The sequence below is a fragment of the Aliiroseovarius sp. PrR006 genome (genome assembly GCF_010500215.1).
Classification (GTDB): domain Bacteria; phylum Pseudomonadota; class Alphaproteobacteria; order Rhodobacterales; family Rhodobacteraceae; genus Aliiroseovarius.
Genome location: NZ_JAAGOY010000007.1, coordinates 145,694 through 172,693, shown reverse-complemented (window position 1 = coordinate 172,693; position 27,000 = coordinate 145,694). Strand labels below are relative to the sequence as shown.

General features: G+C 55.6%; 27 protein-coding genes and 1 tRNA gene. 14 read left to right on the top strand and 14 right to left on the bottom strand.

All coding sequences use genetic code 11. The features are described from left to right. Nucleotides 1–5 precede the first annotated feature (5 nt). The 5 genes from G0Q00_RS09395 to G0Q00_RS09375 all read left to right on the top strand — a co-directional run bounded on the left by G0Q00_RS09395 (nt 6) and on the right by G0Q00_RS09375 (nt 6,715). Nucleotides 6–1,553, top strand: coding sequence for a BCCT family transporter (locus G0Q00_RS09395; protein ID WP_163038694.1), 1,548 nt, complete (start codon nt 6–8; stop codon nt 1,551–1,553). A gap of 106 nt (nt 1,554–1,659) precedes the next feature. Beyond that, a complete protein-coding gene (locus tag G0Q00_RS09390; protein WP_163038692.1) occupies nt 1,660–3,363 on the top strand; it encodes a hypothetical protein in 1,704 nt (567 codons plus the stop codon). Further along, nucleotides 3,360–4,010 (top strand): DUF3726 domain-containing protein, encoded by a 651-nt coding sequence (locus G0Q00_RS09385; protein WP_163038690.1) that lies wholly within the window; start codon nt 3,360–3,362, stop codon nt 4,008–4,010. Before G0Q00_RS09390 ends, G0Q00_RS09385 begins: the two co-directional genes overlap by 4 nt. 61 nt (nt 4,011–4,071) lie before the next feature. Further along, nucleotides 4,072–5,079 carry an Ldh family oxidoreductase gene (locus tag G0Q00_RS09380; protein ID WP_163038688.1) on the top strand — a complete coding sequence of 336 codons (1,008 nt, stop codon included), beginning with the start codon at nt 4,072–4,074 and terminating at the stop codon, nt 5,077–5,079. 754 nt (nt 5,080–5,833) lie between these two features. Beyond that, nucleotides 5,834–6,715, top strand: a complete 882-nt coding sequence (locus G0Q00_RS09375; RefSeq protein WP_163038686.1) for a hypothetical protein — start codon at nt 5,834–5,836, stop codon at nt 6,713–6,715. A 100-nt stretch (nt 6,716–6,815) separates the two neighbouring features. Here G0Q00_RS09375 and G0Q00_RS09370 read toward each other — a convergent pair whose 3' ends face one another. From G0Q00_RS09370 to G0Q00_RS09360, 3 genes are all read right to left on the bottom strand, one after another. Continuing rightward, entirely contained in the window at nt 6,816–7,472 is a 657-nt protein-coding gene (locus G0Q00_RS09370; RefSeq protein WP_163038684.1) for an MAE_28990/MAE_18760 family HEPN-like nuclease, read from the bottom strand. A 20-nt stretch (nt 7,473–7,492) separates the two neighbouring features. Then, entirely contained in the window at nt 7,493–8,593 is a 1,101-nt protein-coding gene (locus G0Q00_RS09365; protein WP_163038682.1) for a DUF262 domain-containing protein, read from the bottom strand. A gap of 114 nt (nt 8,594–8,707) precedes the next feature. Continuing rightward, nucleotides 8,708–9,349 (bottom strand): HNH endonuclease, encoded by a 642-nt coding sequence (locus G0Q00_RS09360; protein ID WP_163038680.1) that lies wholly within the window; start codon nt 9,347–9,349, stop codon nt 8,708–8,710. Between the two features lie 144 nt (nt 9,350–9,493). On the opposite strand from G0Q00_RS09360, the gene G0Q00_RS09355 reads away from it, so the two are divergent. Further along, a complete protein-coding gene (locus tag G0Q00_RS09355; RefSeq protein ID WP_163038678.1) occupies nt 9,494–10,486 on the top strand; it encodes a DNA cytosine methyltransferase in 993 nt (330 codons plus the stop codon). A 16-nt stretch (nt 10,487–10,502) separates the two neighbouring features. On the opposite strand, the gene G0Q00_RS09350 is transcribed toward G0Q00_RS09355, so the two are convergent. Both G0Q00_RS09350 and G0Q00_RS09345 read right to left on the bottom strand, forming a co-directional pair. Beyond that, on the bottom strand, nt 10,503–11,075 hold the full coding sequence (locus G0Q00_RS09350) for a site-specific integrase (protein WP_163038676.1): 573 nt from the start codon (nt 11,073–11,075) through the stop codon (nt 10,503–10,505). Between the two features lie 136 nt (nt 11,076–11,211). Further along, nucleotides 11,212–11,550, bottom strand: a complete 339-nt coding sequence (locus tag G0Q00_RS09345) for a DUF6626 family protein (RefSeq protein WP_163038674.1) — start codon at nt 11,548–11,550, stop codon at nt 11,212–11,214. Between G0Q00_RS09345 and G0Q00_RS09340 the strand changes: the two genes are divergently transcribed. Continuing rightward, the gene (locus G0Q00_RS09340; RefSeq protein ID WP_163038672.1) at nt 11,544–11,735 is read left to right on the top strand and encodes a hypothetical protein; all 192 of its coding nucleotides are present in this window, start codon (nt 11,544–11,546) and stop codon (nt 11,733–11,735) included. The two genes, G0Q00_RS09345 and G0Q00_RS09340, sit on opposite strands and share 7 nt — an antisense overlap. A 441-nt stretch (nt 11,736–12,176) precedes the next feature. Here G0Q00_RS09340 and G0Q00_RS09335 read toward each other — a convergent pair whose 3' ends face one another. Both G0Q00_RS09335 and G0Q00_RS09330 read right to left on the bottom strand, forming a co-directional pair. Beyond that, a complete protein-coding gene (locus G0Q00_RS09335) occupies nt 12,177–12,476 on the bottom strand; it encodes a hypothetical protein (protein ID WP_163038670.1) in 300 nt (99 codons plus the stop codon). 54 nt (nt 12,477–12,530) lie between these two features. After that, nucleotides 12,531–13,208: a hypothetical protein gene (locus tag G0Q00_RS09330; protein WP_163038668.1), complete on the bottom strand. Its 678-nt coding sequence runs from the start codon at nt 13,206–13,208 to the stop codon at nt 12,531–12,533. Nucleotides 13,209–13,515: 307 nt separating this feature from the next. On the opposite strand from G0Q00_RS09330, the gene G0Q00_RS09325 reads away from it, so the two are divergent. Both G0Q00_RS09325 and G0Q00_RS09320 read left to right on the top strand, forming a co-directional pair. After that, a complete protein-coding gene (locus G0Q00_RS09325) occupies nt 13,516–14,457 on the top strand; it encodes a hypothetical protein (RefSeq protein ID WP_163038666.1) in 942 nt (313 codons plus the stop codon). Nucleotides 14,458–14,583: 126 nt separating this feature from the next. After that, nucleotides 14,584–15,003 (top strand): hypothetical protein, encoded by a 420-nt coding sequence (locus G0Q00_RS09320; RefSeq protein ID WP_163038664.1) that lies wholly within the window; start codon nt 14,584–14,586, stop codon nt 15,001–15,003. Nucleotides 15,004–15,031: 28 nt separating this feature from the next. Here G0Q00_RS09320 and G0Q00_RS09315 read toward each other — a convergent pair whose 3' ends face one another. Together G0Q00_RS09315 and G0Q00_RS09310 are read right to left on the bottom strand one after the other, a co-directional pair. Further along, entirely contained in the window at nt 15,032–16,447 is a 1,416-nt protein-coding gene (locus G0Q00_RS09315; protein ID WP_163038662.1) for a tyrosine-type recombinase/integrase, read from the bottom strand. A gap of 162 nt (nt 16,448–16,609) precedes the next feature. Further along, nucleotides 16,610–16,683, bottom strand: a tRNA-Cys gene (locus G0Q00_RS09310). Nucleotides 16,684–16,883: 200 nt separating this feature from the next. Between G0Q00_RS09310 and G0Q00_RS09305 the strand changes: the two genes are divergently transcribed. The 3 genes from G0Q00_RS09305 (at nt 16,884) to G0Q00_RS09295 (ending at nt 20,224) form a co-directional block, all read left to right on the top strand. Beyond that, nucleotides 16,884–17,537, top strand: coding sequence for a protein-L-isoaspartate O-methyltransferase (locus G0Q00_RS09305; RefSeq protein ID WP_163038661.1), 654 nt, complete (start codon nt 16,884–16,886; stop codon nt 17,535–17,537). 45 nt (nt 17,538–17,582) lie between these two features. Continuing rightward, nucleotides 17,583–18,983, top strand: a complete 1,401-nt coding sequence (locus G0Q00_RS09300) for a TolC family outer membrane protein (protein WP_163038659.1) — start codon at nt 17,583–17,585, stop codon at nt 18,981–18,983. Between the two features lie 152 nt (nt 18,984–19,135). After that, the gene (locus G0Q00_RS09295; RefSeq protein WP_163038657.1) at nt 19,136–20,224 is read left to right on the top strand and encodes a hypothetical protein; all 1,089 of its coding nucleotides are present in this window, start codon (nt 19,136–19,138) and stop codon (nt 20,222–20,224) included. Between the two features lie 96 nt (nt 20,225–20,320). On the opposite strand, the gene G0Q00_RS09290 is transcribed toward G0Q00_RS09295, so the two are convergent. Beyond that, nucleotides 20,321–21,766, bottom strand: a complete 1,446-nt coding sequence (locus tag G0Q00_RS09290; RefSeq protein WP_163038655.1) for a cobyric acid synthase — start codon at nt 21,764–21,766, stop codon at nt 20,321–20,323. A 119-nt stretch (nt 21,767–21,885) separates the two neighbouring features. Further along, entirely contained in the window at nt 21,886–22,203 is a 318-nt protein-coding gene (locus G0Q00_RS09285; RefSeq protein ID WP_108856960.1) for a DUF6280 family protein, read from the bottom strand. Nucleotides 22,204–22,413: 210 nt separating this feature from the next. Here G0Q00_RS09285 and efp point away from each other — a divergent pair, with 210 nt between their 5' ends. Next, a complete protein-coding gene (gene efp / locus G0Q00_RS09280) occupies nt 22,414–22,977 on the top strand; it encodes an elongation factor P (RefSeq protein WP_163038653.1) in 564 nt (187 codons plus the stop codon). Nucleotides 22,978–23,040: 63 nt separating this feature from the next. Next, the gene (locus G0Q00_RS09275) at nt 23,041–23,586 is read left to right on the top strand and encodes a pseudouridine synthase (RefSeq protein WP_163038651.1); all 546 of its coding nucleotides are present in this window, start codon (nt 23,041–23,043) and stop codon (nt 23,584–23,586) included. A gap of 75 nt (nt 23,587–23,661) precedes the next feature. On the opposite strand, the gene G0Q00_RS09270 is transcribed toward G0Q00_RS09275, so the two are convergent. The 3 genes from G0Q00_RS09270 to G0Q00_RS09260 are packed head-to-tail and all read right to left on the bottom strand — an operon-like array spanning nt 23,662 to nt 26,987. After that, nucleotides 23,662–24,396: a folate-binding protein YgfZ gene (locus G0Q00_RS09270; RefSeq protein WP_163038649.1), complete on the bottom strand. Its 735-nt coding sequence runs from the start codon at nt 24,394–24,396 to the stop codon at nt 23,662–23,664. Nucleotides 24,397–24,420: 24 nt separating this feature from the next. Continuing rightward, complete coding sequence (locus G0Q00_RS09265) at nt 24,421–26,304, bottom strand: ABC transporter ATP-binding protein (RefSeq protein ID WP_239058406.1); 1,884 nt, start codon at nt 26,302–26,304, stop codon at nt 24,421–24,423. Beyond that, the gene (locus G0Q00_RS09260) at nt 26,304–26,987 is read right to left on the bottom strand and encodes a tyrosine-protein phosphatase (RefSeq protein WP_163038647.1); all 684 of its coding nucleotides are present in this window, start codon (nt 26,985–26,987) and stop codon (nt 26,304–26,306) included. The genes G0Q00_RS09265 and G0Q00_RS09260 overlap by 1 nt, the downstream gene beginning before the upstream one ends. Nucleotides 26,988–27,000: the final 13 nt, after the last annotated feature.

Below are 27,000 nucleotides of genomic sequence, written 5' to 3'. Positions count from 1 at the left end.
GATAGATGTCTGAAGCATCTGTGGGAGTGACAGATCAGAAAAGCAGCGGCGTGAACAAGCCGTTGTTCCTGATCTCGGGCGGGTTCATCGCCCTTTTCTGTCTGGCAGCATTGGTCAATCTTGACGCGCTGTCGGCAGCTGTGGACTGGGGCTTCAACGTCTCGGCCACGTATTTCGGCCTTTACTGGCAGGTTCTGCTTCTGGCGACCTTCCTGATCGGTCTGGTTCTGTGCGTGCTGCCCGGTGGCCGCGCGATCATGGGCGGGCTTGCCGCACCCGAGTTCACCACCTTCCAGTGGGGCTCGATGATCATGTGTACGCTTCTGGCCGGTGGCGGCGTGTTCTGGGCCGCAGGCGAGCCGATTGCACACTTCCTGTCCTCGCCGCCTCTGTTTGGCGCTGAAGGCGGAACTGCCGATGCCGTAAACGGTGCGATTGCACAAAGCTTCATGCACTGGGGCTTCTTGGCGTGGGCCATCCTTGGCTCGCTGTCGACCGTGATGCTGATGCACTACCACTATGAAAAAGGTCTGCCGCTTGCCCCGCGCACGCTGCTGTACCCGGTCTTTGGTGACAAGGCGATCCACGGCCCGATCGGCCTGATCGCGGACGCATCGTCGATCATCGCTGTTGTGGCTGGTACTGTTGGCCCGATCGGCTTCCTGGGTCTGCAGGTTGCTTACGGTCTGGATGACCTGTTTGGCATTCCGAACGGCTTTGCCACGCAGTTCCTGGTGATTGCTGGTCTTGTCGGCATCTACACGATCTCGGCCATGACGGGTCTGTCGCGCGGCATTCAGCTTCTGTCGAAGATCAACGTGATCCTTGCCGCTGTGCTTCTGGTTTTCGTCCTGATTGCAGGTCCGACCGGCTTCATCTTCGGCTCGTTCTTCTCGGGCTTCGGCACCTACATCGCCAACTTCTTCCAGATGGCGCTGTACCGCGGTGACGCAGGTCTGTTCGGCGCACCCGGCTGGCTGGGCTGGTGGACCGTGTTCTTCTGGGGCTGGTTCATGGGCTATGGCCCGCTGATGGCAATGTTCATCGCCCGTGTATCACGCGGTCGTTCGATCCGCTCGATCATCATCATGCTGTCGATCATTGCTCCGATCGTGACCAACTTCTGGTTCACCATCATCGGCGGCACCGGCATCTCGATGGAGCTGGCAGAAACCGGCACGATCTCGAAAGCCTTTGAAGGGTTCAACCTGCCGGCAGCCCTGCTGGCGATCACCGGGAACCTGCCCTTGGGCTTCTTGGTGTCGATCCTGTTCCTGATCCTGACCACGATTTTCGTGGCCACGACCGGCGACTCGATGAGCTACGTGATCTCGGCCACGATGAGCGACGGCGACAACCCGCCCGCACTGGTGCGTGTCTTCTGGGGCATCGCCATGGGCGTCATGGCCGTGATCCTGATCTCGGTTGGCTCGGGCGGCGTATCCAAGCTGCAAAGCTTCATCGTTGTGACCGCCGTACCGGTATCGCTGCTTCTGCTGCCCTCGCTGTGGGATGCCCTGCGCATCACGCTGGCAAAAGGCAAAGAAAACTAATCATGACGGGGCGCCTTCGGGCGCCCCTGATCCCCCGCGCATTATCGGGCCCTGTTCGACGAAAGCCCCGAAATGCTCTATTGTCCTGACTGCAAAGGCCAAGAGAATGAACACCATAACTCGCCGTGATCCCGAACTGGTCATGCGCCTTGCGCGCCTCGGTTCTATCCACCAATCACGCCTGTCTTTCATGCGCGTGCTGACCCGTCGTCTGGCCCGTGAAGGCTGGCGGTTCGAGAAGACCGCCTTCAACGTAAACGACGCTGGCGAAGGCCACGCGGTCTATACCGCCTACGGCCCCGATCGCGCCTATTCGCTGATCGCCTATGCCCATGACCTGCCGCCCGAGAAACGCTCGGACCGGGTTATCGCAGACGCATGGGATGCAACTTTCACCCTGTTTGATGGTGTGCCGACCGCCGACGATATCGAACGCCTGTCGCATAATATACCGGTGCAAGAAGCGGGTCGTGTGTCCGGTACCGAACTGTCCGTGTCGCGCGCCAACCGCTCGGTGCGCCTGTGGGAACACGTGGTTTCCAGCCTTGCTGAAGGCAACCAGCCGGAAATCGAGCAGATCGAAGCCGTTGGATACCTGATGCGCACCACTGCCGTCTATGGATCCGGCAAGCTGGGCGCTGCAGATCGCGAGATGATTGCAGAACGCCCCGAGTTCCGCGCGCCCTTCCAGGTCGAAATGCTGTCGGTCTATCTGACCCGCTGGTTCGTGCTGGATTTGGTTCAGCACATGGCCGACCGTCGCGCTGCCGCGAATGGCGGTACTGCGGCCCAGCTATCACCCGAGATCGGGCGCGCTATGGGGATCGGTAACTCGACCGGTCTGGGCATGGCGCCGTTCCTGCTGAACCACCCCGTGCTGTTCAACAATTGGGTCGCCGCCCGCGAAAACGCCATTCAGGCGGTGCGCAAGCTGGTGAAAGCCAGCGCGGACGAGATTGCCCTGTTCCAGTCGCTGATTGCACGCAGCAAGATCACCATTGATCAGTGGCATTCCGAGCATCCGATCCAGATCGAGAAGCTTAAGGACCTTAAAGCTGACGTCGTCAAAGTGGATGCCTATCTGGCCAGTGCCGACCTGACCACAGGCCAACCGTGGGACGCGCTGTATCGCTGGGCGGAAGAGAACCTGTCGCTGGAAGGGCAGGAATGGATCGCCTCGCTGATCCTCGAGCCCTATGGTTCGCTGGTCGACGGCTATGCCGAGGAAATGGCCGCCGACAACACCGCCACCTTCCGCATCGCCGGTGCGATGAGCGTGGGTGATCTGCGCGCGCTGCTGACTGATGTCTATTCGTGGGCGATCGACACCAACTGGCAGGCCCCGGAAAACCGCGCCCGTGCTTGGTATGTGTCGGAAGAAAAGCTTGAACCCCGTCTGGGTGAACGTTTCGAAGAGCCGATCGAGGAATATGAGCAGCCGCTGGCCCCCGGTCGGGACGCCGCGCAACTGTTCAATGCCTTGGCACACTGGCCGGATGAGGCACAGGTTGCCGACTTCCTTCTGCGCCATCCGGAGCACCGCCACGTGCTGCGCCGTGCCCAGATCGTTGGTCGTGCGCCTTATGCTGAAATCCGCGACAACACGATCTCGGATCATGTGCTGCCCATCGACATGCTGCGCTGCAAGCTGGCCTTCTTTGGCGCCACGCAGTTCGATCCGCGCTCGGATCGCTGGGTGAGGATTTGCATGTATGGCAACGCGCCGCTGCCCACCGAACTGACACAGGACAACGCCGATTTCTGGGTCTTCCCCGACGCTGAAATCAAGCTTGAGGAGGGCGTCGCATGAGCCACTCGCTGAATGAAATCGAAGCCATGAGCAAACGCGCCGCGCGCGGTGCTGGATTGTCTTGGGGGCTGTCAGAAGAGGCTGCAAAAGGCACGCGCTGGCTGTCCGCTTTCGGCTTTCCCGGTACGGAAATGCTGGCAGAACTGCTGGAGCTGAACGACCGGATCCCTCCGATTGACGTGTCACCCGTGTCGCTGAGTGCCGATATCTGGCACGCGCCAACCCGCCGGATGAGCCCTCTGATCGCAGGTGCCTCGCTGTCCGATTGCGCCGTGCGTCTGCTCGAGCGCGGCACGATCACCATGCAGAACGTCAGCCTGCCTTTGTTGGCCGTGCCCTTCATGGGCGGTGCGGCGCTGCGTCTTGGCGTGCCTGTGGCCGCCGAATGGGACGGTGCGCGGGTTGCCACCGACGGCAAACAGCTGTGCGTTCAGGGCGACGTCGATGCGCTGCGCGCCAAGCATGCCAGCCAGCTGGTTTTCTCGGCCCCCGCTGAAATGACCGGCAAGCGTGAACCCGTGATGCGCGCGGACGTTTGCGAAAGCAGCTGGGAACAACTGGGCAGCTTTGCCCACCGCACCTTCGCCCCCGCCACCGAAGAAAGCCGCCTGCGCGGTGCGGGTGCCGGGGTCAGCGACAACGACTGATATCTTGATGGGGGCGGAATGCTGCCCCCATCACGCGACCAATAGAAAAGAAAGAACAAAGATGACCGCCACTGAAACACTCTCGCTCTCGGAAATCGAAACCCTGGCTTTTGACGCGCTGGTCAAGGCTGGCACTTCGGAAGAAAACGCGCGCCCGCTGGCGGTCGCCACTGCGATGACCGAGGCTGATGGCGTGGCCTCGCACGGGCTGGCCTATATCCCGATCTACGCCCAGCATGTCGAATGCGGCAAAGTGGATGGTCAGGCCAAACCCGTCGTTGATCAACCGCGCCCGGCCGTGGTGACCGTGGATGCTGCCACCGGTTTTGCCCACACCGCCATTGATCTTGGCTTTGAAAAGCTGATCCCGCTGGCGAAAGAGATGGGCGTGGCGGTTCTTGCCGTAAACAACTCGTACAATTGCGGCGTTCTGGGTGTGCACACGCAGCGTCTGGCACAAGCTGGCCTGATGGGCATCGGCTTCACCAACGCACCTGCGTCGATTGCGCCGTCGGGTGGCGCGAAGCCGGTTGTCGGCACCAACCCGTTCTCGATCTCGGCCCCGGATGCAGACGGCAACGCCGCACTTTTGATCGACCAGTCGGCCAGTACGATTGCGAAAAGCGAAGTGATGAAGCACGCCCGCGAGGGCAAGTCGGTTCCCGAAGGCTGGGTGCTGGATGCAGACGGTCAGCCCACCACCGACCCCGAGGCCGGCCTGAAGGGCTCGATGGTGCCGTCGGGTGACTATAAGGGCGTCGGCGTTGCTTTGACCGTGGAACTGATGGCCGCCGCGATGGCTGGTGCCACGCTGGGATCGGTTGCCAGCCCGTTCTCGGGCACCGCAGGTGGTCCGCCCAAGACCGGCCAGTTCTTCATCGCGATTGATCCGGAAGCCACATCGGGCGGTCTATTCCAAGAGAAACTGGCAGACCTAATCGCCTCGTTCCGTGACCAAGACGGCGCGCGTCTGCCGGGTGACGGTCGTCAGGCTGCCCGTATCCGCGCCGCGAAAGAGGGCGTGGCCGTGAACGCAGCACTGCTTGAGAAAGTACGCGCGCTCGTCTGATATAGTTGGCCTTCCGCGGACTAAGTGAGTTCTCGGAAGGTTAGCTCGCTTTCTGGTTTTGCCGTGATTTGGCCAAAGGGGCCGGTCTATCCGTCTGGATTCTGACCGGCGCCGGCAGATTAGCAGCTGTCATTCAGTTTTCTTTCCTGCAGTGCTTAGGCACCGTGCGCAGATCCGAGCCCAACCAAGTCTCTGCCCACAGTGCGAACGATCGTTTCTGTCAACCAAGGCGGACAGTATCAGTCTCAATGGCCGAGATTAAGGATCAGGAACGCTTAAATTAAAGCGATCAACGCGATTTCCGTCGATGCAGGGTGGAATGCAGTTTAGTCAGTTGAAACTGAATTTCCGTTGAGGCCGCATGAGGCCAAGGCGCCACTTGAGCTTGGGACACCGGGTCTTCTACTAAGTCTCAAGCTGTTTTTGGAGGCGAGTACCGGAATCGAACCGGTGTACACGGATTTGCAATTGGCTCACAATACAAAAGGTGATTAGAAAACAGTTGGTTGTAATATTATAGAATATGTGTGTACCGATTTGCGTACAGACGGTTGAGTGTCGACGTCTTGAATGAGAATGTAATAGTCATGCCATAGCCGTTTGCGGTACATCTGATTTGAATTTCAAAAGTTTAGCTGGAGTATTGGAGATGTTGGCAAGATGCTGGGGATATACCGCACTCTGTATTTGGGCGCTTTTGAATCCGCTAGTAGCGGAGTCACAAGAATATCAGTCGCAGTACAGGTACTGCTACTTGGAAGTAGACGGTGAAGTTTTCCTTGATGGTGATTGCTATATTGGCTTCTACGACGTCAGCCCATCGAAAATAAATTTTGATGAGGCGGGGCGTAACATCTCTGAGCTATATGTTGATGGAAGTGGGGAATCGAAATGGAACGGCGGCTTAGGTTTTAAGTTGTCAAAGTCACTTGGAGTCCTGCGCCAAGACGGAGACAAGTGTTGGAGGAGCAATAGGGCAAGGGTTTGCATTCAAAGTTATGCAGACAAGTTTGAATCCATCGCACATTCTAATTCTGAAAGCCAAAAAATAGACAAGGACTCTGAGGAGTGGCAGAAATACCAAGAAAGTCTTCGTGCTGCTCAGCTTGAACGTGAGCAACGGGCAGCGGAAGAGGAGGAAAGAAGACAGCAACGGCTGGCAGCTGAAGAAACAGAACGAAAACGTTTGGCTGAGGAAGACGCTAAGCGTCAGGCGCGCGCTGTGCAGCAGAGGCGTGAGGTTGAAAAACAACAGCTAGCGGATGCAGAGGCTAAACGTCAAAGATTGGCAGACTACGCGGTAGTATTAGATGCTGACACGGACTTGTACTTATATTCCGCGCTACAACTGAAGGACTTGGCTAGCAAACGCGGCCAGACAATTTTCATTGAGGAAGTCTACGTATTTTTCGTGCAAGATGAGAGTTGGATCAATGGTGGAAATCTAACGATAGTTAATGATGATAGCTTAGGGTCAGTGGGTCGCGTGACTTGCGTTTTGTCGCCTGAGGACGGCGACAATTTCATGGAGAAGCCACACAAGGGAATCTATTCCATTAGTGGGGTATTGGATCAGTTCAGTAGGCGTTCAGGCATAAAAATTTTTCCCTGTAAGGCTGAGCTTCGAGCGGGGTAAACTCGAGGTGCTCGCGTTCCGAAAGACTACCATTGATCTGCAGTCGTCAATCTCCACCACGTCATGCCCCCATTTGCTTACGCCCCAATCGTTCTTTGCATTATGTACTGACCGCCTTCAGCTTAAAGCTTCGCATCGTCGCGCAATTTTCAATGTCTGTTTTGAACATTCGCAGTAGAATCAGAACTTCATCAGACAACTCTTTCCAGCTTTTGGCATCCAGATCCAAGAATTCTCCGTGCGCGATCTTGTTGCGCCTGTTCAAGAGACTCTCATCAATCAGTTTGGAGTAGGGGGTGTATGGTTTGGGATCAATCGCGACAGATGTCGCAATATCCTCAAATACAGTTGAGCTTAGATTGGAAGCCGTATCAATCGCGCTCTGGTAATCAAATGATGCTGTTTCACCCAAACCTTTGCGCATGAACTCAATGGCTTCAATGCCAGCTTTGGTTTTTGACGACACCGCAATTCTTGAAATCTGCTTTCGTAAACCAAGGAACACAAACGCGTCTTGTAGTTCAGAGTATTTCGTTCCACTGCGGCATATGTATTCAAGGTACTGTGTGGAAGCTTGCTTAACAAAACCTTCCCAGTGAGCATACAGTATTGTAACACCCGCTCGCACCTGAGCGACCTGAGCCTGCCCAGATGCTTTTTGCACAGCCGTCTTCAGAACTGCAACCTCTTTCAGTCGCCATGCTAGTTCTTTGTCAAGGCGGTCTTGGAGATCAGATAAGGTGCGAATCTTGGCCACTGAAATCGCTTTCCGTTTCGTCAGGGGGCTAAAAATTCGCGAGACATTGGTAGCAAGTTTTGCAAGCGTGTTGTGCCGCGTACGCCTCCACCAGAGTTTGCTTGAAAAACATCGTTTTCCCAAAGCGACTTTGCTTTTTCTTCAATGAATTGCGAGCGAGCGGCGTCATCCAGTGCATAGATTGCGTCTAGGTTGTTCGCTACGCCGCTTGTAAGCACCTCAAAAACAGACATTAGGAATTTTCCGCGAAAATGGGCGCCGTCCCAGCGTTTAAATGCGTTTGCACCTAAAGCATTGTGAAGCGCTTGAAACGTTCGCTCAAAATTGGCAGTCTCCTGCTCAAAATTGAATTGATTGTTGTTTGCCAAGTTAGCTAGAACGCTATCTAGGTAATCATGGACATCAAGGCCACCTTCATAAGGTTGGTGAACATAGGCAAGATAGCGCAATACTAGCTCAACATTCATTTGTGCGGTAACCGCCCGTTCCGTCTGCTGAGTGCAGTCTACAAAAGGTGCAAATTGAGCTCTGGCTTGAAGCCAATCGTGAAGATCGCGATTTAGCATGACAGCAATGCAGTTTCTAATCTCCTGTTCTGATAGAGAAGCGCCGCCAGTGTTTAGCCTTTGAAAGAGTTCAAACTTTGCCAGTGGATCGCTTTCTTGTTTCAAGATTTCCACACGTAGGCGTGCTCGTTTGATTTGAATTTGAAGCGCCTGTCCAATTTCTTCTTGTGCATTGTCTGCGCTCCACTTTTTTCCTGAAAGACTTGGCAAGAAGGTGGTTCCTTCTAAAGTCATCTCGTCAATTTCTTCCCCATCGCTACCTTTCAAAATCCCAGTAAATTGAAAGATCGTCGATAACCTTTGAAGCCCATCAATTAGCTCCCATACACCGCTCTCGTCTTGGAAAACAAAAATTGGTGGAACTGGAATTCCTAACAGCAAAGATTCAATGAATCTTGTTTTCCTCGTCTCATCCCAGCGGAACAACCTTTGGAAAGCTGGATCAATTACTAACTCACCGTCTCTGTACAAGTTCATGATTTCGCCAACTGACATCTCATATCCGTCAGGCGAAATCTCATTTCGTGCAGCCTTCACTTCTGCTTCGAGGCTCATTCTCTTCAGTTCCTTTGGTGTGTTCAGTCTTATGGTTACGCGACATTCGCAACTAAGGGCATTTCTTGACAAGCATGTTTGCGCGCAGTGCAAACGCTCTAATAAGCGCGACCCTCATTTATGAAGCTCTCTTTGAACCAACTCCGCAATCCACTTTGGTGTGTCTGCAGTATGTTTTCTAATCTCTTCAACAGTTTCCACTGGAAGGCGAAGCGAGACCGCAACTCCAAGGACTTCAGGAAACGCCCAAGTGCAACTCTTGCAGTTTTCTTCGCAGCCTTGGCATGAACGCCGCTTTGAGACGTTGCAGTCGTTGCAAATTGCCTGCCAGTTATCAAGCTGGTGCGAACCGCCACGTATTAGCGGTATCTTGTGGTCTGCCTGAAGTCCTCGCACACCAGCTTTTGCTCGCTTGCCGCATATCGCACAACAATAGTCCGCAGCAGCAAATAGCTTCTTCTTCTCAGTGTCAGTCAGATACGCGCGAGGGTTTGCCTGATTAAGTGTTTCAGACTTCAAGCGGTAGTGGTGTTCGCCGTTTATGTGGCGTGTCTCTATATCGCACCCCAGCTCGTCTCTTAGCTCGCGAGTTCGACGATCGAAATATTTTTGATTTGTCAGTTCAAGCAGACGGGAGCTTGATACCCACCCTTTGGGATAGCTGTCGCCCGCTTCCCATAACGTTTTTAGGATAAGCTGTTTAACTTTGCTCAAACTCTTGGTGTTTAGTGATAGAAGATACTGGTTGTAGCTCAAAACTGCTCTCCAGGTGTTGTTGCGCAGTTAGGGTATCCGTATGGGTCGCGCTTTACCAGAGGTTGAGGGCAAGTTTGACCTTCTTCTTGCGCCAGCTGTCGAAGGCGCTACAATATGTGGGGTGAAATGAGGGTTCAATCATACATGAGCAGCATCAGTGTTTTAGAGATTTGCGCGGGCGCTGGCGGACAAGCACTTGGCTTGGAGCAAGCGGGATTCGCTACGGCGGCGGCGGTCGAAATAGACGCTGACGCCTGCAATACTCTTCGCCTCAACAGACCTGGCTGGACAGTCGTTGAGGCGGACCTGAAGGAATTTAGTGCCCACGAGTACGATGGTGTCGACTTGCTCGCTGGCGGTGTTCCGTGTCCTCCCTTTTCCGTGGCGGGAAAGCAGCTTGGTGCTGACGACGAGCGGGACTTGTTTCCCGCTGCCCTTAGGCTTGCACGCGAATGCAAGCCTAAGGCTGTAATGTTAGAGAACGTAAGAGGGCTGTCATCATCCAGATTCGTTGACTATCGCCGCGCCATTATTCAAGAACTTGGAGATATGGGGTACGAAGCGCACTGGGAGCTATTGCGCTCTAGCGATTATGGGGTTCCACAATTGAGGCCGCGGTTTGTACTGGTTGCATTGAAACGCGAAATTTCAAGGGAATTCAACTTTCCTAAACCATTGGAAAGTCAAATGACTGTTGCTGCAGCGATTGGTGATCTGATGGCGGCTGAAGGCTGGGGTGGAGTTGAGGAGTGGCGCAAGAAGGCTGCCGCAGTGGCTCCAACAATTGTTGGGGGGTCAAAAAAGCACGGTGGTGCGGACCTAGGTCCAACTAGGGCAAAACGTCAGTGGGCTGAACTGGGAGTTGATGGTAAGGGCATAGCCAATGAACCGCCAAACTCAAGTCATGCTATTGATCACCTGCCTAGACTGACGCTGAGAATGGCGGCCAGAATTCAGGGTTTTCCTGACCACTGGGAATTCAGCGGTGGTAAGACCTCAAAGTACAGGCAGATAGGTAATGCATTCCCGCCGCCCGTCGCTCGTAGCGTTGGGCAAGCAATCGCAGCGGCGATACGGGGAGAGCGGGTTGAAAAGAGTGAAGAAGCCCAAATGCGCTTAGCGTTGGCTGCAGAATAAACAATCGCCGCTGCATTCAAAGAAGCTCAATCGCGTTGCGTAGCTTGCTCTCATTGTAATCAATGTATCTCTGGGTCGTGCTTATGTCCTTGTGTCGAGCCAACGCCTGTATCACGCGCACGTTCACACCTTTGTCTGCCAACTCCGTCAAAAACTGTCTGCGGCCGCTGTGACTGCTTGCGCCCTTGATGCCTGCCAGAGCATAGAACTTGGCGAACAAATTCACGATTGTTTGCGCACTAAAGCCGCCGCGCTTTGCGCTGAAGAACAACGGAGCATTTGGTTTGCTGACATGGCGCGGGTAGGTGGCGGCAAATGAAGCAAGCGCCTTGTTCAAACGCTTGCTTACCAGCACAGTACCTGCTTCACCACCCTTTGTCTGCGTTACTGCCAAATACACAGTGTCTCGTACGTTACCCTGCTCGTCAAAAACGTCGCCAACCTTTAGTGCCGCGATCTCACAAGCACGTAGCCCAGCAAAAAAACTGAAAGCAAAGATTGCGCGATTTCTTGTTTTGTAGCGGTGTGCGTCAATGACTGCGTAGACGCGTTTCTGTTCTGTAGTTGTCAGTAACTTTGCTTGTTTCATGTCTCACCCAAAATGTGTGTTTCTGTCACAAGTCATTGTAAAACCACACATTTTTCAAAACGACCGAAAAAGGCATTGAGGCTAAGCCTTTGTTGCCAATGGCTTTTTGGGGAAGATGTTAGACATTACTGAAAGTCTAACATTTTGATATTTGTCCGTCGTTGCAGACCACAGCAGCAATCCTGTGTTGCTCCAGCAAATGCTGTTCAAGCTGATCCCTGACTTCACTCAAAATTTGAATGTCGCTGTCAGCAATGCTGCCTAGCTTTTTCCGTTTCAGATGTGCCAACGCGATATTGATCTTGGTCTTGTTGAGGCAGTTGATTGCAACAGGGATCGAAAATTCCCCGTTCTTGTTCTTTTGGACGGCAAACCAGCTTTTGCTTCTCCAACACCAATCTGTGCTGAATTCTTCTGCCGTCTCCACAAATGCGTTTTGGTGTAAGTAATCGTAGATTTTTTCCATCAATGACATTGAGTATCTCCTTGTTGTCAATTCGAACTGGCATCAATCGTCAGTTCTTCTGTGCCGCTGCTTCGCATCAGCAGCTGTTGCGGCTCAATCGCTACGCTCTCGCCGCACAGCGTTTTGTTGGCCAAATTCAGATTATTGGCATGATGATTTTGGGAATGAATGAAGGTCTTTATCTAGAGCAATAGGATCACGCCTGTTCTTGGCGTGATCCTGTCGCGCGGCTTTATCCGTCGCTTTTGGGCTACACTCACCAAACCACATGGGTAGAGCAGGTTTTGCGATCATCTCTTTACTGGTCATCTTACGCACGCGCTGGGGCTGGTGTAGCAAAGCTTGTCCAGCGCGATGACGGGTACTGCTAGGCAGCGTGTCGTTCCGTCTCACTAAATTCGCACATCTCTGCGCTACAACCACTACGACAACAGTAAGCACGGTTCCGCAATGGCGGTGTGCTTTTAGGCATCCTGCGCACATTGGCAGGGTAGACTGTTGAAGCGGACAACTGACTAATCCGTTTGCTTACCGTCTCACATCAGAACGGATTTGCGGCACAATGATAACTGGCGTGCTAACCGTGTGGTCAGTTTATAGAGCAGGTGGCTTTCGCCTTAACCTGTTAAAGTTATTTATCGCTTTGGTGCAGATGGCGCGTGATTTCCCGAATATTTCGGCTTTCTTGGTTTGCTTGGTTCAGCAACGCGCACTGGTTTAACAGGTGGCTTTGGGTCTAGCTCTGTTTCACGCCGCTTTGCTTTTCGCCTACTTGCGGCTGCACCATCTTCCCGCAGTTCTGTCCGTAGCCGCTGAACATAGCTGCTTGCGGATTGCATGAGCAACTGTGCGATCTTCAATCGTTCCTGGGTGCTTTGGGTGCGGTGGTTTGCTTCAAGCCTGTTCAGGCAGTTTTGTAGTTCCAATACGTTCATTTCGTTCTCCTGCCTGTATTTAGCTTTAGCAGGCTAAGGAGTTTTGAAATGGGCTCATTTGCTACGCTTGGGAAACTGACCTCGCGCCACATTTTCAATGTAGTCTTCAGCGGCAGCCAGGTGGCGGTTGAAACTGGCCGTTTGTCTGCGCCTGACCTCTCGTTGAATGTCGTTGTATGGCAGATCTTCTCGTTTTGCCATTTCTACAGTCCAACCGTTCACAACCCTATTGACGTGTAGGCCAGCGAGTTCAGCCAGCTCGTACTTCTTCTTGCGCTTCTTGTGTTCTTGCCAAACGTCCCACACACATAGTGTTTGGTATAGCGATACAAGCCGCACTTTGGCCGCAACGGGATACAAAGCCCTGCTTACCTTCCGTGCCGCCGCTACGTCTGCTTTGTGGTCGTTTAGAATATCGCGGAAGTTGCGAACTAGTTGCTTGGTCCTCACTTCAAGGGGAATCGACAATGTGATGGTCCCGTCAGTTTGGTCGTTCAACGACCTGTTTCCCGCCCGAATCCGCCGTGCAGCGGGTTCTGCAAACAAGTGCTGCCCGCGCGTTAAGTCTTCTTCGACTTTCTCACTCCACCATTTCCAGAAGTCCTTTGTCTTGTATGCGTGCACATCACCAAAGTCAGCGTACAGCTTTTTGTAGCGCCCCTTGCCGCTCCGTTCACAGCAATCCTTGTACCCTTCGTGTCGCCTCAAAAACTCCCACCAGAAGTAAAACACGGAGCATTGCCATGGCTTTGCATCATGGAATGGCGGTTGGATTCGCGCCAGCCGTTTGGAGATGTACTCGCCAGTTTCACGTGAGCGTATGCCCTTGAATGGTGGGGCATGAATAAAGAGCTTTGGGCCCGCTCTATGTCTTCTATCATCCATAGTAAAAACAGATAGTTAAGAGAAAAAATGCACATTTACATAGAGCCTATTTCACTGAACGAAGAAAGTCAAAAATTCGCGATACATTGATTGTGTTGATGACGAACAGAGCTTCAACAAAACACTGAAACGCATGACAGAAAAGGAAATAGACATGCAAAACACATTTGAAACCCAAATCGAAACCAATGCTCAAAACCTCATCTTGAACACTAGTGAAAGCCCCAAAGCTGAGCGCAGCAACGAAAAAGACGTTATGAAATTTTTCCTCCGTCCCGCGCAAAACATCGACAATGAGGTTGATGCTGCTGTTGATCTGCTGAGCGAATTGCGCGGCGTATATGGCGAGTATGTCCAGCTGCAAGAAAAAGCGAACATCGCGCTGTACGAGTTTCTCCAAGGCGTCTTTGGCGTCGTCGCACGGATGAACATTCACCGCCACGATCGTAAAAAAGTCGAGCTTAGCCGTATGCGGAACACTTTTGAGGTAACGATCAAGCAGCTGAAAAAGGAAGAAAAAATCGACTTCACCGCAGCTACATCGTTTGAAGCTAAAGTGCTGCGGTTTGTATGTGGAAACATCACAAAGTCGCGTGAAAAGGCATGGGTTCGTGTTCTGAAAATCGCGCTCAAGTGCGATGACGTTACTAGTGGAAAAATCTCATTTGCAGCATGGCTTGCGCGGGAAGGTGGGATTTACGAGGTGGCAAACACGAACGAAAGCGGTGTTAAGCCAAGCGAACGCCATCAAGCGAATGTTGAAAACGGGCTAACGTTTGTCGACAGCTGGCTTGGGACTGAGGAACATCAAGAGCTGCGAAACAAGTTCGCCTGTGAACCCAACTTGCGCAACGACCAATATAAAGGACTTTCTGTTGCTCTAATTCGTTACAATGATGAAGGAGAGCCAGAATTGGTTGTTGAAGACGGCGACGTGAAAACGATTGAATACATGCTGGCGATTGTTGGCAAAGTATTGGATGAGCCTGTGCGCGACAGGAAAGAGGTGCTGGCTGAAGAAGCTGCCAAAGTGCAAACATTCACTGATATTACTGGCCGTGAGCCAGAAATGCACCGCGATCACGACTATGCCTAAGCCTAATCGTAAGAGCAAAAAAACTGGGGCCATCTTGGCCCCTTTTTCTTTTGTCATAACACTAATTTAGATCGTTTTTGTCGTTGAAGGGGCCAGACTAGCGACGGTTTCGAAAGGAGTGAAAACATGACACATCTAGCAAAATTGGCGGTCAAATCCGTTGTTCGTACTGCAAGGCAAGACCCAACAATGCAGCGCAGGCAGAAGCTTGTTGCTGGCATTGATGAGCAGCTGAATGTGGCTGCGGCTGCGCTAAAAGGCGAGGACCACCAAGTGAAGCGCAAGACTTGGGGCAAAGACGAGCATGGCGAGAAAGTGCTTGTTGATCGTATGCGCAAAGTGCGCCCTTGGTTTTTTGAGCAGGACGGCGGCTGGTACGTACAGTGCAAGTACGGCAACAAGGTGTTGGCGCTAGGCAAAGGCAACGCGGTGTTTGTCAAAACGCTGAAAGATGTGCAGGGGGCGCTTGGGTCGTTGAAGGGCGCTGTTGAAGCTGGCGAACTGGACGACGCGATCGCCGTGGCCGCAAAGCGCAAGTCAATTTGAAATGAAAGCGGCTAGGGCGACTTTTGCGCTAGCCCTTCAATATCCGCATCAACGCGTCATCCGTGATCAAATCGTTGCCCAGGGCTTCCAGTGCTTTTATCGTAATCTCGTCAGTCACAACATAGTTTGGCCGTTCAACGCCTAAAGCTGCCAACAAGCCCGCCTCGTCCAACTTACCATTTGCCAGCATGTCAAAAGCCATGCCGACAACGTCGCCAGTGTCAGATTTTTTCGTCTTCGCTGTGTTCTTCCGCATGTCGCGTCCGCTGTGCATCTCAGCATTCAAAATGGGGCTAAACTTGCTGTAGTGCTTATCAATCATCGTGGTGCCAGTGCCCATTTGCTTGCTTAGGGCATGAGTACTCATTCCGCGCTTCAAGTCTCGCGTCGCATAATAGTGTCGTAGACTGTACAGGGTGCGGGATTTGCCATCAGCGCCAACTTTCAAGCTCAAGTCATCCAGCAGCGCATTAAATGCGCGGTTCAGGCTGGCGATGTTGGTAACTTGACCTAAGCGCGTCGTAAACACGTGCTCGTCACTTTTTGCAGCGACGAGATCTGAGAAGCTGTCGTAGCTTAAAGACGAATTCAGCTTGCTTTGCCTGTCCAAGTAGCCTTCCACAGTGTCTCGCGCCACTGCGCTTCTCTTTCGCGTTTTTCCGTCAACATTTACAACCAGGTATTTCTCGCCGTCGTTTTCTTGCCATTCAATGTTGCGCCAGCGCAGCCCCAACGCTTCCTTGCCTTGTCTTATGCCTGTATTCGCTAGGAACAAAACGTAGTTACGCAGCACTTCGCGTGTCGCCGCCGCCTTCTTGTTGTCCGTCTTCTCATGCCAAGTGCGCAGCGCGGTGTAGATTTTCTTGTATTCAGCGTCTGTAAAGCTGCCTCTGCTTTCGCTTTTGACGCCTTTGTTTAGCAGAGTGGGGCGCATAGATTTTACGAGCCAGCCTTGCAGTTCTGCCTCATCCAAAACCCTGTTCAGTGCCGCGTTATGATTGTTGATGCCGCTTTGCGAAAATGGCTTCTTGTTCTGCTCTGTGCGCCAAGCGTCGAACTTCGTCAAAGCAGCCAAGTCAATCTTATCTACGTCTGTGCTGCCAAAGTACGGAATGAGCCAAATGCGCAGTGCTGAAATGTAGTCTTTGTACGCCAGTTTGCCCGTCCCATTTTCCAATGCATCTTGCATGCGTTTGATGGCGTGTTCAGCAACATGCTTGAACTTGCGGGTTTGGGCAGGGAGGTTGTTTTTGATGCGAGCTTCTGTTTCGTAGTACAGCTCAATCGCGCGCTCTTTCGCTTCCTCCAAATCGTCAGTTTTTGTACTCTTAACAATGCGTTTGCCGTTATCTAGCGTCAGCCGCGCGTACCAATTGTCACTGCCGCTTCGCTTATCCAGCTTCAGTTTCTTGTGCACATTTACCGTGCTTACACCGTAGCTCATCGTATGCCGCTTTTGTTAAATGCCTGTTGCTGAACACTATACGGCAAACGAGTCAAAGTCGCAGCAGAAACTGCACGCGGACTGTGCACGAATTGTGCACAAGATGCGCGACACAAGATCTTGTGCCGAAATCTGCAAATTATTGGAAATTCTACTAAATGTTGGAGGCGAGTACCGGAATCGAACCGGTGTACACGGATTTGCAATCCGCTGCGTCACCACTCCGCCAACTCGCCATCCGTGGTGTGGGGGTTCTCTAGCGCGGGTCTTGGGGGGATGTCCAGCCCGGTTTCGCGGTTGGATGTGTGATTTTCCGGCACAGGTTTCAGAAAAGGCCAGATCCGGTGCTCAATAAGGTCGCACCACCTTGCAGGATTGCAGCCATCGGCCTAACTGTGGCAGAAGATAACAAAGATCCCAGAAACATAGGCCCGCCATGACTGATTTCGCCGCACGCCGTACCATGATGGTCGACACGCAGGTGCGTCCTTCGGATGTTACCAAATTCCCGATCATTGATGCGATGTTGACCGTCGCGCGTGAGGAATATGTGCCGGATGGCAAACGCGAGGCCGCCTATGTCGGTGAAAACATCGATCTGGACGACGGGCGTGTGATGCTTGAGCCGCGCACATTGGCCAAGATGTTGGATGCGTTGAACGTACAGCCGAACGAGCTGGTGTTGGATCTAGGCTGCGGCCTTGGCTACAGCGCCGCAATTCTGGCCCGCATGGCGGATTTCGTGATCGCCGTAGAAGACACGGAAGATCGTGCCAACGAAGCACAGGGCATTCTGTCGGCACAGGGCGTGGACAACGTGGCTGTCGTCGCGGGATCGCTGGCCGAGGGCAACGTAAAACACGGCCCTTATGACGTGATCATGGTGGAGGGTGCAGTGGAAACCATCCCCGCAAGCTTGTTGGATCAGCTCAAGGATGGGGGGCGTATTGCCTGCATCTTTGCCGAGGGAATGTTGGGAACTGTAAAAATCGGGTATAAGATCGATGGGGAGATGGTCTGGCGGCCGAATTTTAACGCCGGAGCCCCCGTTGTGGCTGGATTTGAAGCACCACAGGAATTCGCGCTTTAAGATCGGCGATGCGCCCGCAGTGAATTTGAGATGCAGGAGAGCGATATGCGTATTGGGTTTAAATCGAAGCTGACAGGGCTGGCCGTTGCCTGCGCCCTTGTCGCCACGCCGGCGGCCTATGCGGAAAGCCTCTCGGACGCGATGGCGTCGGCCTATAAGAACAGCGGTTTGCTGGATCAGAATCAGGCTCTGCTGCGCGCCGCGGACGAGGATGTCGCGATTGCGCAAGCAAGATTGCGCCCGGTGCTCAGCTATGCGATTCAGCACACATGGATCGATCCGACAACGCTTGTTCCCAATGACGACTACTGGCGCACGTCGGCGACGCTGACGGCTTCGGTTCTACTGTTCAATTTTGGCCGTGGAAAGATGGCGGTCGAAGCCCAGAAAGAGGCCGTGCTTGCGACGCGTGACACCCTTGTCGCGGTCGAGCAGAGCGTGCTTCTGCGTGCGGTCAACGCCTTCCTGAATGTCCGCTCGGCAAGCGAGAACGTTCAGCTTCAGGCCAACTCGGTCCGTGTTCTGACGCAGGAACTGCGGGCTGCGAATGACCGCTTCGAAGTGGGCGAGGTCACGCAGACTGACGTCGCGCTGGCACAGGCGCGTCTTGCTGCCGCGCGCTCGGGTGAGGCTTCGGCGCAAGGCAACCTTGCGATTGCGCGTGAAGAGTATCGTGCCGCAACTGGGCATTACCCAGGCACTTTGTCGGCACCGCCGCGCTTCCCGATGACCGCAAAAACGGTGGATGCCGCGAAGGCCATTGCGCGCGAACGTCATCCTGATCTGCTTGCCGCACAACACAATGTGCGCGTGACCGAACTGGCGGCTGAGATTTCGAAAGCGTCGATGAAACCGTCCCTGGTGGGCTCGGCCAGCGCAACTTGGATGGACCGGACCTCGGCTTCGTCTAGCTTGGACAGCACCAACAGCACCGTTGGCATCGCCCTGCAGGGTGATATCTATTCCGGTGGCCTGAAATCCGCTGAATATCGCAAGGCGATTGCCCAAATTGATGCGTCAAAGGCTGGCCTGAGCCAGGCGCGTATTGCCGTTGATCAGGGCGTTGCGAACGCATGGGCGCAGTTGGCCATCGCGTCGGCTTCGCTTGAGGCAACCGATCGTCAGATCCGCGCCAGCCGGGTGGCTCTACGCGGCGCTCGGGAAGAGGCATCGCTGGGCTCGCGGACCACGCTGGACGTGCTGAACGCCGAGCAAGAGTTGCTGGATGCAGAAGCCGCTCGCATCACCGCACAGTCGAATCAATACCTTGCCGTTTACTCGCTGTTGGCGTCGATGGGCCTGCTGACCGCCGAGCACTTGAATCTTGGCGTCGTCGCCTTCGATCCCGAGGCCTATTACAACACCGTCAAATCTGCACCGCTCCACCGCGTCAGCCCGCAGGGCGAGCGTCTGGACCTTGTGCTCGAGGCGCTGGGCAAGAAATAAAGCACTTTCCGGGACTTGCGCAGCGTGTGTGATTTGCCTCGGTGTCGCAGGTTTCTACTTGTGGCTGTTGTCTGGCCGGGTTGAACTGGCTAGTCTGGCATCAAACGCACAGGGAATCTGTGTGCGTGACGCAGCTGAACAGGAAGTGCCTTATGTCGGATCCGGTCTCGAACGCAGAAATTGAAGATGTTCTGTCCTCGATCCGCCGTCTTATCGCTGCCGGTGATCCAGACCAGAACGACGATGGTCAAACGGCCGATCTGACGGATGACAAACTGATCCTGACGCCCGCCTTTCGTGTGTTCGGAGGCGGTCCGGATGAGGCCGTCAAGGACGACGCGCCCGCTCTTTCGGCGCTCCCCCCTACGGGACGTGATATTCCGGTTGAGCGGTTAGAGCAGAGCGCCCTGTCCGCCGCTGCATCGCCTGAAGACGAGGGTGATGCTGATAGCGCCGAAAACATGCCGCCGTTTGTTCTGTCTTTCGATGCCAACATGGCCGAACCGGGACTTCAAAGCACGTCAGATATGCCGATACCCCCTGCAGACACGCAGGTTGATTTCGAAGACAATTGGGACAGTGATGCGTTGGGCGAAACCGCACAGGTGGCCTTTTTGCACCAACGTGTAACCAGTGTTGCCACGCATACGCCTTTGGATGAGGTTGAATCGGAGGCGGTAGCCGAAGAGGTCGCCGAGCTCGAGGTTATGGTTGAGGACGAGGCCGTGGCGACTGACGCCGCAGCTGCGGCAATCGAGACGGAGGAAGCGCCGGTTGTCGACGCGGCCCCCGAGGCTGAAGTCGTGCCCGAGGTAGACGCTGCGCCAGAGGTTGAAGACGTGAATGCTCTGGCCGTGGACGTGGAACCCATTGCGGATGAAAACCCCGATGTTGTCGTTGTCGCGGACGAGCCGGTTGAAGCCGACGGTGACGACCTTCCGGAAGACGAGGTCGAAGACCAGCCTATTCTTGCCGAAGCCAAGATTGATGATCTGACGGATGATTCGGTGGAAGACACTCTGAGTACCGAGGTATTGGCCGCCGCCGTGGATGACGCCCCTGTAGCAGAGATCGTCGAAGACGACAGTGATTTCATCGACGAAGACCACCTGCAGGAAATCGTCTCGCGGATCGTACGCGAAGAGCTGAAGGGCGAAATAGGCGTGAAGATTACCCAAGCTGTCCGCCGGATGGTCCGCCGCGAAGTCACCCGTGCGCTGTCTTTGGAGAAGTTTGACTAACGCATTCAGCCCTTTCTGAGAAGCAGAGTGGCCCGAGAACGCCGGAGGCGTGGCAGGGTATTTGTGTCTCGAGCTAAGGGCGGAATGCTCTAAGACCTAGTGGGCCAAGTCCAACAAGGCACCAATATCCAAATGTGTTTCCAGATGATCGGCCAGCGCGTCCAGGCTGGACTCGATTCGTGCGTCAAAGCTGATGTCTGAGGTCTGCGCGCCCAGCCCGTTCAGGAAATGACGTCGGAACCCATCCGCAGCAAAGAGCCCATGCAGGTAACAGCCCTGAATGCGCCCATCTGCGCTGCTAGCGCCTTCGGGGCGATCACTGACCGACAGCCATGCGGTATCACAATCAGGACCTACTGTACGTCCCAGATGGATCTCGTACCCCTCGACCGCTTGGCCCGAGGGCAGGTGGGTTGCCTGCGTAAGCGCCAGCGTCTTGCGGGGTTCCAGGTGTGTGACCACATTCAGATGCCCCAGCCCGGCCACGCGACCTGCCGGGCCTTCAAGGCCATCCGCATCGATGATCTCGGTCCCCAGCATCTGAAAGCCGCCACAGATGCCCAGTACATGCCCACCGCGCCGGATATGGGCGGTTAGGTCGATGTCCCAGCCTTGTGCCCGGAAGTCCGCCAGATCGGCGATGGTGGACTTCGATCCCGGGATCAGCACCAGATCGGCATCGCCGGGCAGGGGGCGGCCGGGCTCGATGATCTCGACGGTCACGTCCGGTTCGTTCACCAAGGGGTCCAGATCGTCGAAATTGGCAATGCGGTTCAGGCGCGGCACCGCGATTTTGAACACGCCCCCTTTGCGCGTGGCAATGTCCATCACGTCCTCGGCGGGCAGGCGCCACGCATCCGCGAACCAGGGCAGGGTGCCTAGATCGTGCCAGCCGGTCAGGCGGGCGATCTCGTCGGCACCATCGGCGAACAGGGTGGGGTCTCCACGAAACTTGTTGACCAGAAAGGCTTTGATCCGCGCGCGGTCCTCGTCGGGCAGCACCGCATGAGTGCCCACCAGTTGCGCAATCACGCCACCCCGGTCAATGTCACCCGCCAGCACGACCGGCAGGTCGGCGGCCTCGGCAAAGCCCATATTGGCAATGTCACCCTTGCGTAGGTTGACCTCGGCAGGGCTGCCTGCGCCTTCGACCAGAACCAGATCGCGTCCTTCTCCTAGGCGGTGAAAGCTCTCCAACACGCGCGGCATCAGCTCTGATTTGGCCTTGCCATAGTCGCGCGCCTTCATGGTGGCAAAGCGCTTGCCTTGCACAATGACCTGCGCGCCGGTGTCGGTCTCGGGCTTCAATAGAACCGGGTTCATGTCGACAATCGGGTCCAGCCCACAGGCCCGCGCCTGCAACGCCTGCGCGCGCCCGATCTCACCACCATCCACAGTGACAGCCGCGTTGTTTGACATGTTCTGCGGCTTGAACGGGGCCACGTTCAGCCCGCGCTTCACGGCCGCCCGCGCAATCCCCGCCACTAACAGAGATTTCCCAACATTCGAGCCTGCGCCCTGGATCATAATCGCCTTGGTCATGGCCAAGACTTAGGCGCTTTTCAAAGCGCGCTCCAGCCCTGTTCCGACATGGCGAGGGGCTGAAACGAAAAACGCGCCCCAAACGGGACGCGTCTTCCATTGAGTATTCTTGTGCGCGCTTACGCGGCTTCTGCGGTGGCGGCGTTGCGACGCTCGCTCTCTTCGCGGCTCAGTGCGACCGAGGTGCGGATGCCTTTGGACACGAAGTCCATCAGACCGCTCACGACGCGCTCGTTCGGGTCGATGCCTGCACAGCTCAACACTTCGCGCCCATCGCGCGACCGGGCCCAGCGGGCGATCTGATCGGGGCCGTTGCCGTATTTCTTGTCATCAGCAATGGCGTCGTCCAACGCAGCCAGCACGACAGCAGCGAAAAGCTTGCGCGCGCGGTTGCCTTGTTCGTTATTGAAAGCGGTACCGTCTACGGAGTCCAGCATGGTCGTCCTTTATTATTGCTCTTGCGGTTTCTGGCGTAGCGGCCAATATGGCGTTTTCTGCGTGATTCGGTATCCCCTGGATCACATGGCAGCCATGCACCTGTCGCATAGCTGTTACATTTGGCCGTGACGCGCGTGCTTGCCAGAGACAAGCCTGCAAGATATAGGGTCGGGCCAAGAAATTTCAACCTTTTGTGAAGGTTTCAGGATATGCCCAAGATCAACGGAAACGAAATTCGCCCCGGCAACGTGTTGGAGCACAACGACGGCCTGTGGGCTGCAGTGAAGGTCGACCACGTAAAGCCCGGTAAAGGCGGCGCATTTGCGCAGGTCGAGCTGAAGAACCTGCGCAATGGTTCCAAACTGAACGAACGCTTCCGTTCCGCAGACAAAGTCGAGCGTGTACGTCTGGAGCAGAAAGATCAACAGTTCCTCTATGAAGATGACGGCATGCTGATCTTCATGGACACCGAGACCTATGAACAGAACCAGATCCCGGCCGACCTTCTGGGCGAACGCCGCCCCTTCCTGCAAGACGGCATGACCATCGTGGTCGAGTTCTACGACGACGAAGCCCTGAACGCGTCCCTGCCGCAGAAAGTGACCTGCGTCATCGAAGAGACCGAGCCAGTCGTCAAAGGTCAGACTGCCGCCAACAGCTTCAAGCCCGCCGTTCTGGACAACGGCGTACGCATCTCGGTGCCGCCCTTTGTGGCACAAGGCGAAGCTATTGTGGTGAACACCGAAACCATGGAATATTCCGAACGCGCCTAAGCGGCTCGGGAATACCCCAATAAGGGCAGGGCGCAGGCTCTGCCCTTTGTGTTTGAGGCCCAGATGACCACGATCCTCTTCAACAAACCCTTCAATGTGCTTTCACAGTTCACCGATCGTGGCAACGAAGGCAGCGACCGGCAGACCCTGTCGGACTATATCGACCTGCCGGGTGTCTACGCGGCGGGGCGGTTGGATCGGGACAGCGAAGGGCTTTTGGTGCTGACGGATGACGGCAAGCTGCAGGCGAAGCTTGCAAACCCAAAGCATAAGCTTTCAAAAACATACTGGGTGCAGGTGGAAGGTGTTCCTGACGAGGCCGCCCTTCAGGCGCTCCGTGATGGCGTCGTACTCAAAGACGGCCGTACCCGCCCCGCCAAGGCCCGACGGATCGACGAGCCCACCGGGCTCTGGCAACGTAATCCGCCCATCCGTGTGCGCAAATCCGTGCCCGATTGCTGGATTGAACTGAAGATCACCGAAGGTAAAAACCGTCAGGTCCGCCGCATGACCGCCGCAATTGGCCACCCAACCCTGCGCCTGATCCGCTACGGCGTGGGTGCCTATACGCTGGATGGGATCGGCCACGGCAAATGGCGCTACGCCTGACGCTGCTTTTTCTTGTTTTAAATATCCCGGGGGAGCGTGATTTTCCGCAGGGAAATCATGCGGGGGCAGCGCCCCTTAGCCCTTCCAGTTGACCACTGCGTCCCCGGCCTGCATGTCGGACCCTGCCCGATCAAAACGCAGATAGGCAATCGCCTGATCACCTGATTGGGTAAAGAGCGTCCCTACGGGCTTCCCGTCCCGTGTGATCGCCGTGCCAACAGGGGCCTCGCCTTCGATGGAAACCGTTGCCAGCCCCTTCTTCAACTCAGTCTTGTGCTTCATCCGTGCGGTCACTTCCTGACCCACATAGCAGCCCTTGCGGAATTCCACGCCGTTCAAATGCTCGAACCCAGCTTCCAGAAGATAGCTGTCCCCGGTCAGCTCGATCCCGGTTTCCGGAATGCAATGGGCCACGCGAAGGGCATCCCAATCTATGCCTGTCTGGCTATCGCGACCATCATAGGCACGCCACCCCAGTGCTGCGTGACGCGGATCAGCAAATGCCGCGACGGGCGCATCTCCCAGCCCACGAGCCGGCGTAATGTCCGTCGCCTCGATCGAGACATCTGCACGCAGCTTGTACATTGTCAGACGCTGCGCCAGCGACCGCGCCAGATCCGTGGCGACGTCGATTAGAATGGCGTCCTCGGCCGGGACCAGCAGGAAATCGGCCAGATACTTGCCCTGTGGGGTCAGAAGGGCCGCATAGACCAAGCCGTCCTTCAACCCTTTCACGTCATTCGACACCAGCCCCTGCAAAAAGCTTTCGCGATCCTTGCCTGAGACCCTCAACACTGTGCGGTCTGTCATGTTGCTCTCCTGTGTCTCCAAGGGTCAGTCCTTGCGTTTGCGCCATAAGCCGCCTGACAGAATGCCACGGAACGACCAGCGGGGCGGCTCCTTGGCTTCCTTGGGCAGATAAACCTTAGCCCTGCGCGTGGACGTGTCAGAAACGCCGCCGCCATCCTGAAACTGAAGGTTATAAAGCTGCGCATAGAGGCCACCGCGTTCCAGCAGCTCGTCATGCGTGCCCTGATCCACCACGCGCCCCTGATCCATCACGACGATCTTGTCGGCATCACGCACGGTGGACAGGCGGTGCGCGATGACCAGCGTCGTACGGCCCTTGGACAGCGTGTCCAGTGCCTCTTGCACCAGCTTCTCGGATTTCGTGTCCAGCGCCGAGGTCGCCTCGTCCAGCAACAGCACCGGGGCATCGCGCAGGACGGCGCGCGCGATGGCAACCCGCTGGCGCTGCCCACCGGACAGGTTCGAGCCACGCGGTCCGGCAGGGCTGTCCAGCCCGTGCTCAAGCCGCGGCAGGAAGTCCGCCACATGCGCCGTATCCAGCGCATGTTTCATTGTGGCTTCGTCTACGTCATTGCGCCCCATCAAGATGTTGTCGCGCAGGGTCTCGTCAAATAGCAGCGCCTCTTGGCTGACCACAGAGAACAGCCCGCGCAGTTGATCCAGTGGCAGGGCGGTGACGTCCGCGTTCCCGATTTTTACTTTGCCGGTTTTGGCGTCCGCCAGGCGTGTCAGAAGGTTGAACACGGTGCTTTTGCCGGCCCCGGATGCGCCTACAAGGGCGGTGGTTTTTCCGGCCTCGGCAGTGAAGCTGGCACCGCGCAGAATGGGCGTGTCGCCATAGGCAAAATTCACGTTGTCCAACACAATATCCGCCTGCGCGGCCTTCGCGGGTAGGGCGGCGGGCTTGGCCGGGGACAGGATCGACGGACGCTGGGCGAACACGTCGCGAATACGCATCATGCTGGCAATCGCCGCCTGCCACCCGCCTGAGACCTTGCCCAGATTGCGCAAGGGATCAAAAACCAGCGCCATCGCGGTGAAGAAGCTCATGAACTCGCCCACGGTCTTCACGCCCGCATTGATCTGTAACCCGCCGTAGACCAGCACGCCGAAAAAGCCGATGGCAGCGATGATGTCGATCAGGGCAACGATGGCACCCTGATTGGCCTGGCTTTGCAGATGGGTTTTGGCGAAGACGTCGATTTCGCGGTCCACGCGGGACTGCTCGTGACGTTCGGTGCCCGACAGTTTGATCGAATTGATGCCGTGGAAAATCTCGTCCAGCCGGGTCGAGATCTGGGCAGCAGCGCTCCGGCTGTCGGTGGTGGTTCTACGCACGCGCTTTTGCAGGATGCCCATCGGATAGGTCAGGACAGGTGCCGCGGCCACGGCCACCACAACCCAAAGCCAATCAATCCACATAGCCACACCGAGAAGAGCAAGCAAAGACACAACATCCCGAGCGACAGCGGCCAGCACGACCTCCCAGATCGTGGCAATGGCCTGCGCATCCCCACGGACCCGCTCCATAAGCGTGCCGGGGGAATTATCGCGGAAATAGCTGCTATCGAGCGTCAGCATGTGTGCGACCATGTCCGATTGCAGTTTCGCGGCCACGCGCTGTCCCACATGGACCATCAAAACGCGGTGACCAAAGGCGGCAAAGGCGCGGGTGATGAAGATCCCCGCGACGATAAGGGCAACGCCTAAGATGGCTTGTGTTGCTCCCGATGAAAATGCCACGTCGAACATCGGTTTGATCATGTAGCTCAAGCCGCCCAGTGCCAGACCTTCGACCAGCATCAACAGCATCGCCAAAGCTAAGGGAAGGCGATAGGCGCGCATATAGCCTTTCCACAGCCAGCGGATCATCTTTTTCTGGTCGGTGCGGGCGGTCTCAGAACTCATTACTTTTTCCGTTTCGCCTGAAAGGCTTGGGTGATTGTCTCGGGGTCATAATGCTGTGCCAGCCAGTCCCGGATCGAGATCGCGTCGTTCTTGTGGTGATCGGCATAGGCATTGATCATCGCAGTCAGGATACCCGCTTTCGTCCAGCGTTGGTGGGCGTATTTCAAGGACAACTGCGCGCGCGCCTCGTCCGGAGTCGCGCCACACTGGTCCAACAGGTAAAGCGCAGACGCGATGCCGGTGCGATCCGCGCCGGATTTACAATGAACCAGAAACGGCTTTTCGGCACGTTCCATGATGTCCAGCAGGTCAAGATAAACCTTGCGCTCTTTCGCAGCGTATGCGGTCATCTGGTGATCGATCAGCGTCATACCATAGTCGCGGCAGGCCTCGGCCTCGAACAGGTAGTGCGAGAGTTTGCTCTCGCCCCGCAGGTTGATCACCGTCTTGATCCCTGCTGCCTGAAGTGCCGGAAAATGCACCGGATCGGGCTGGTTCGACCGCCACGCATCCGGTGATAGCTGATGGCGATTGGGCAGGATCCGGCGGATGAAAGAGTGATCGATGATGTTGCTGCGCAGCCGTGCCGCGCGCCGTCCTTCAGGCGTCGAGATGTCCATCCCGAACTGGTGTTTCCACGCATGTTCGCGTTGTTTGATCTTGGCATACAAGCTTCTGAACATGCGGTTTCGGTCC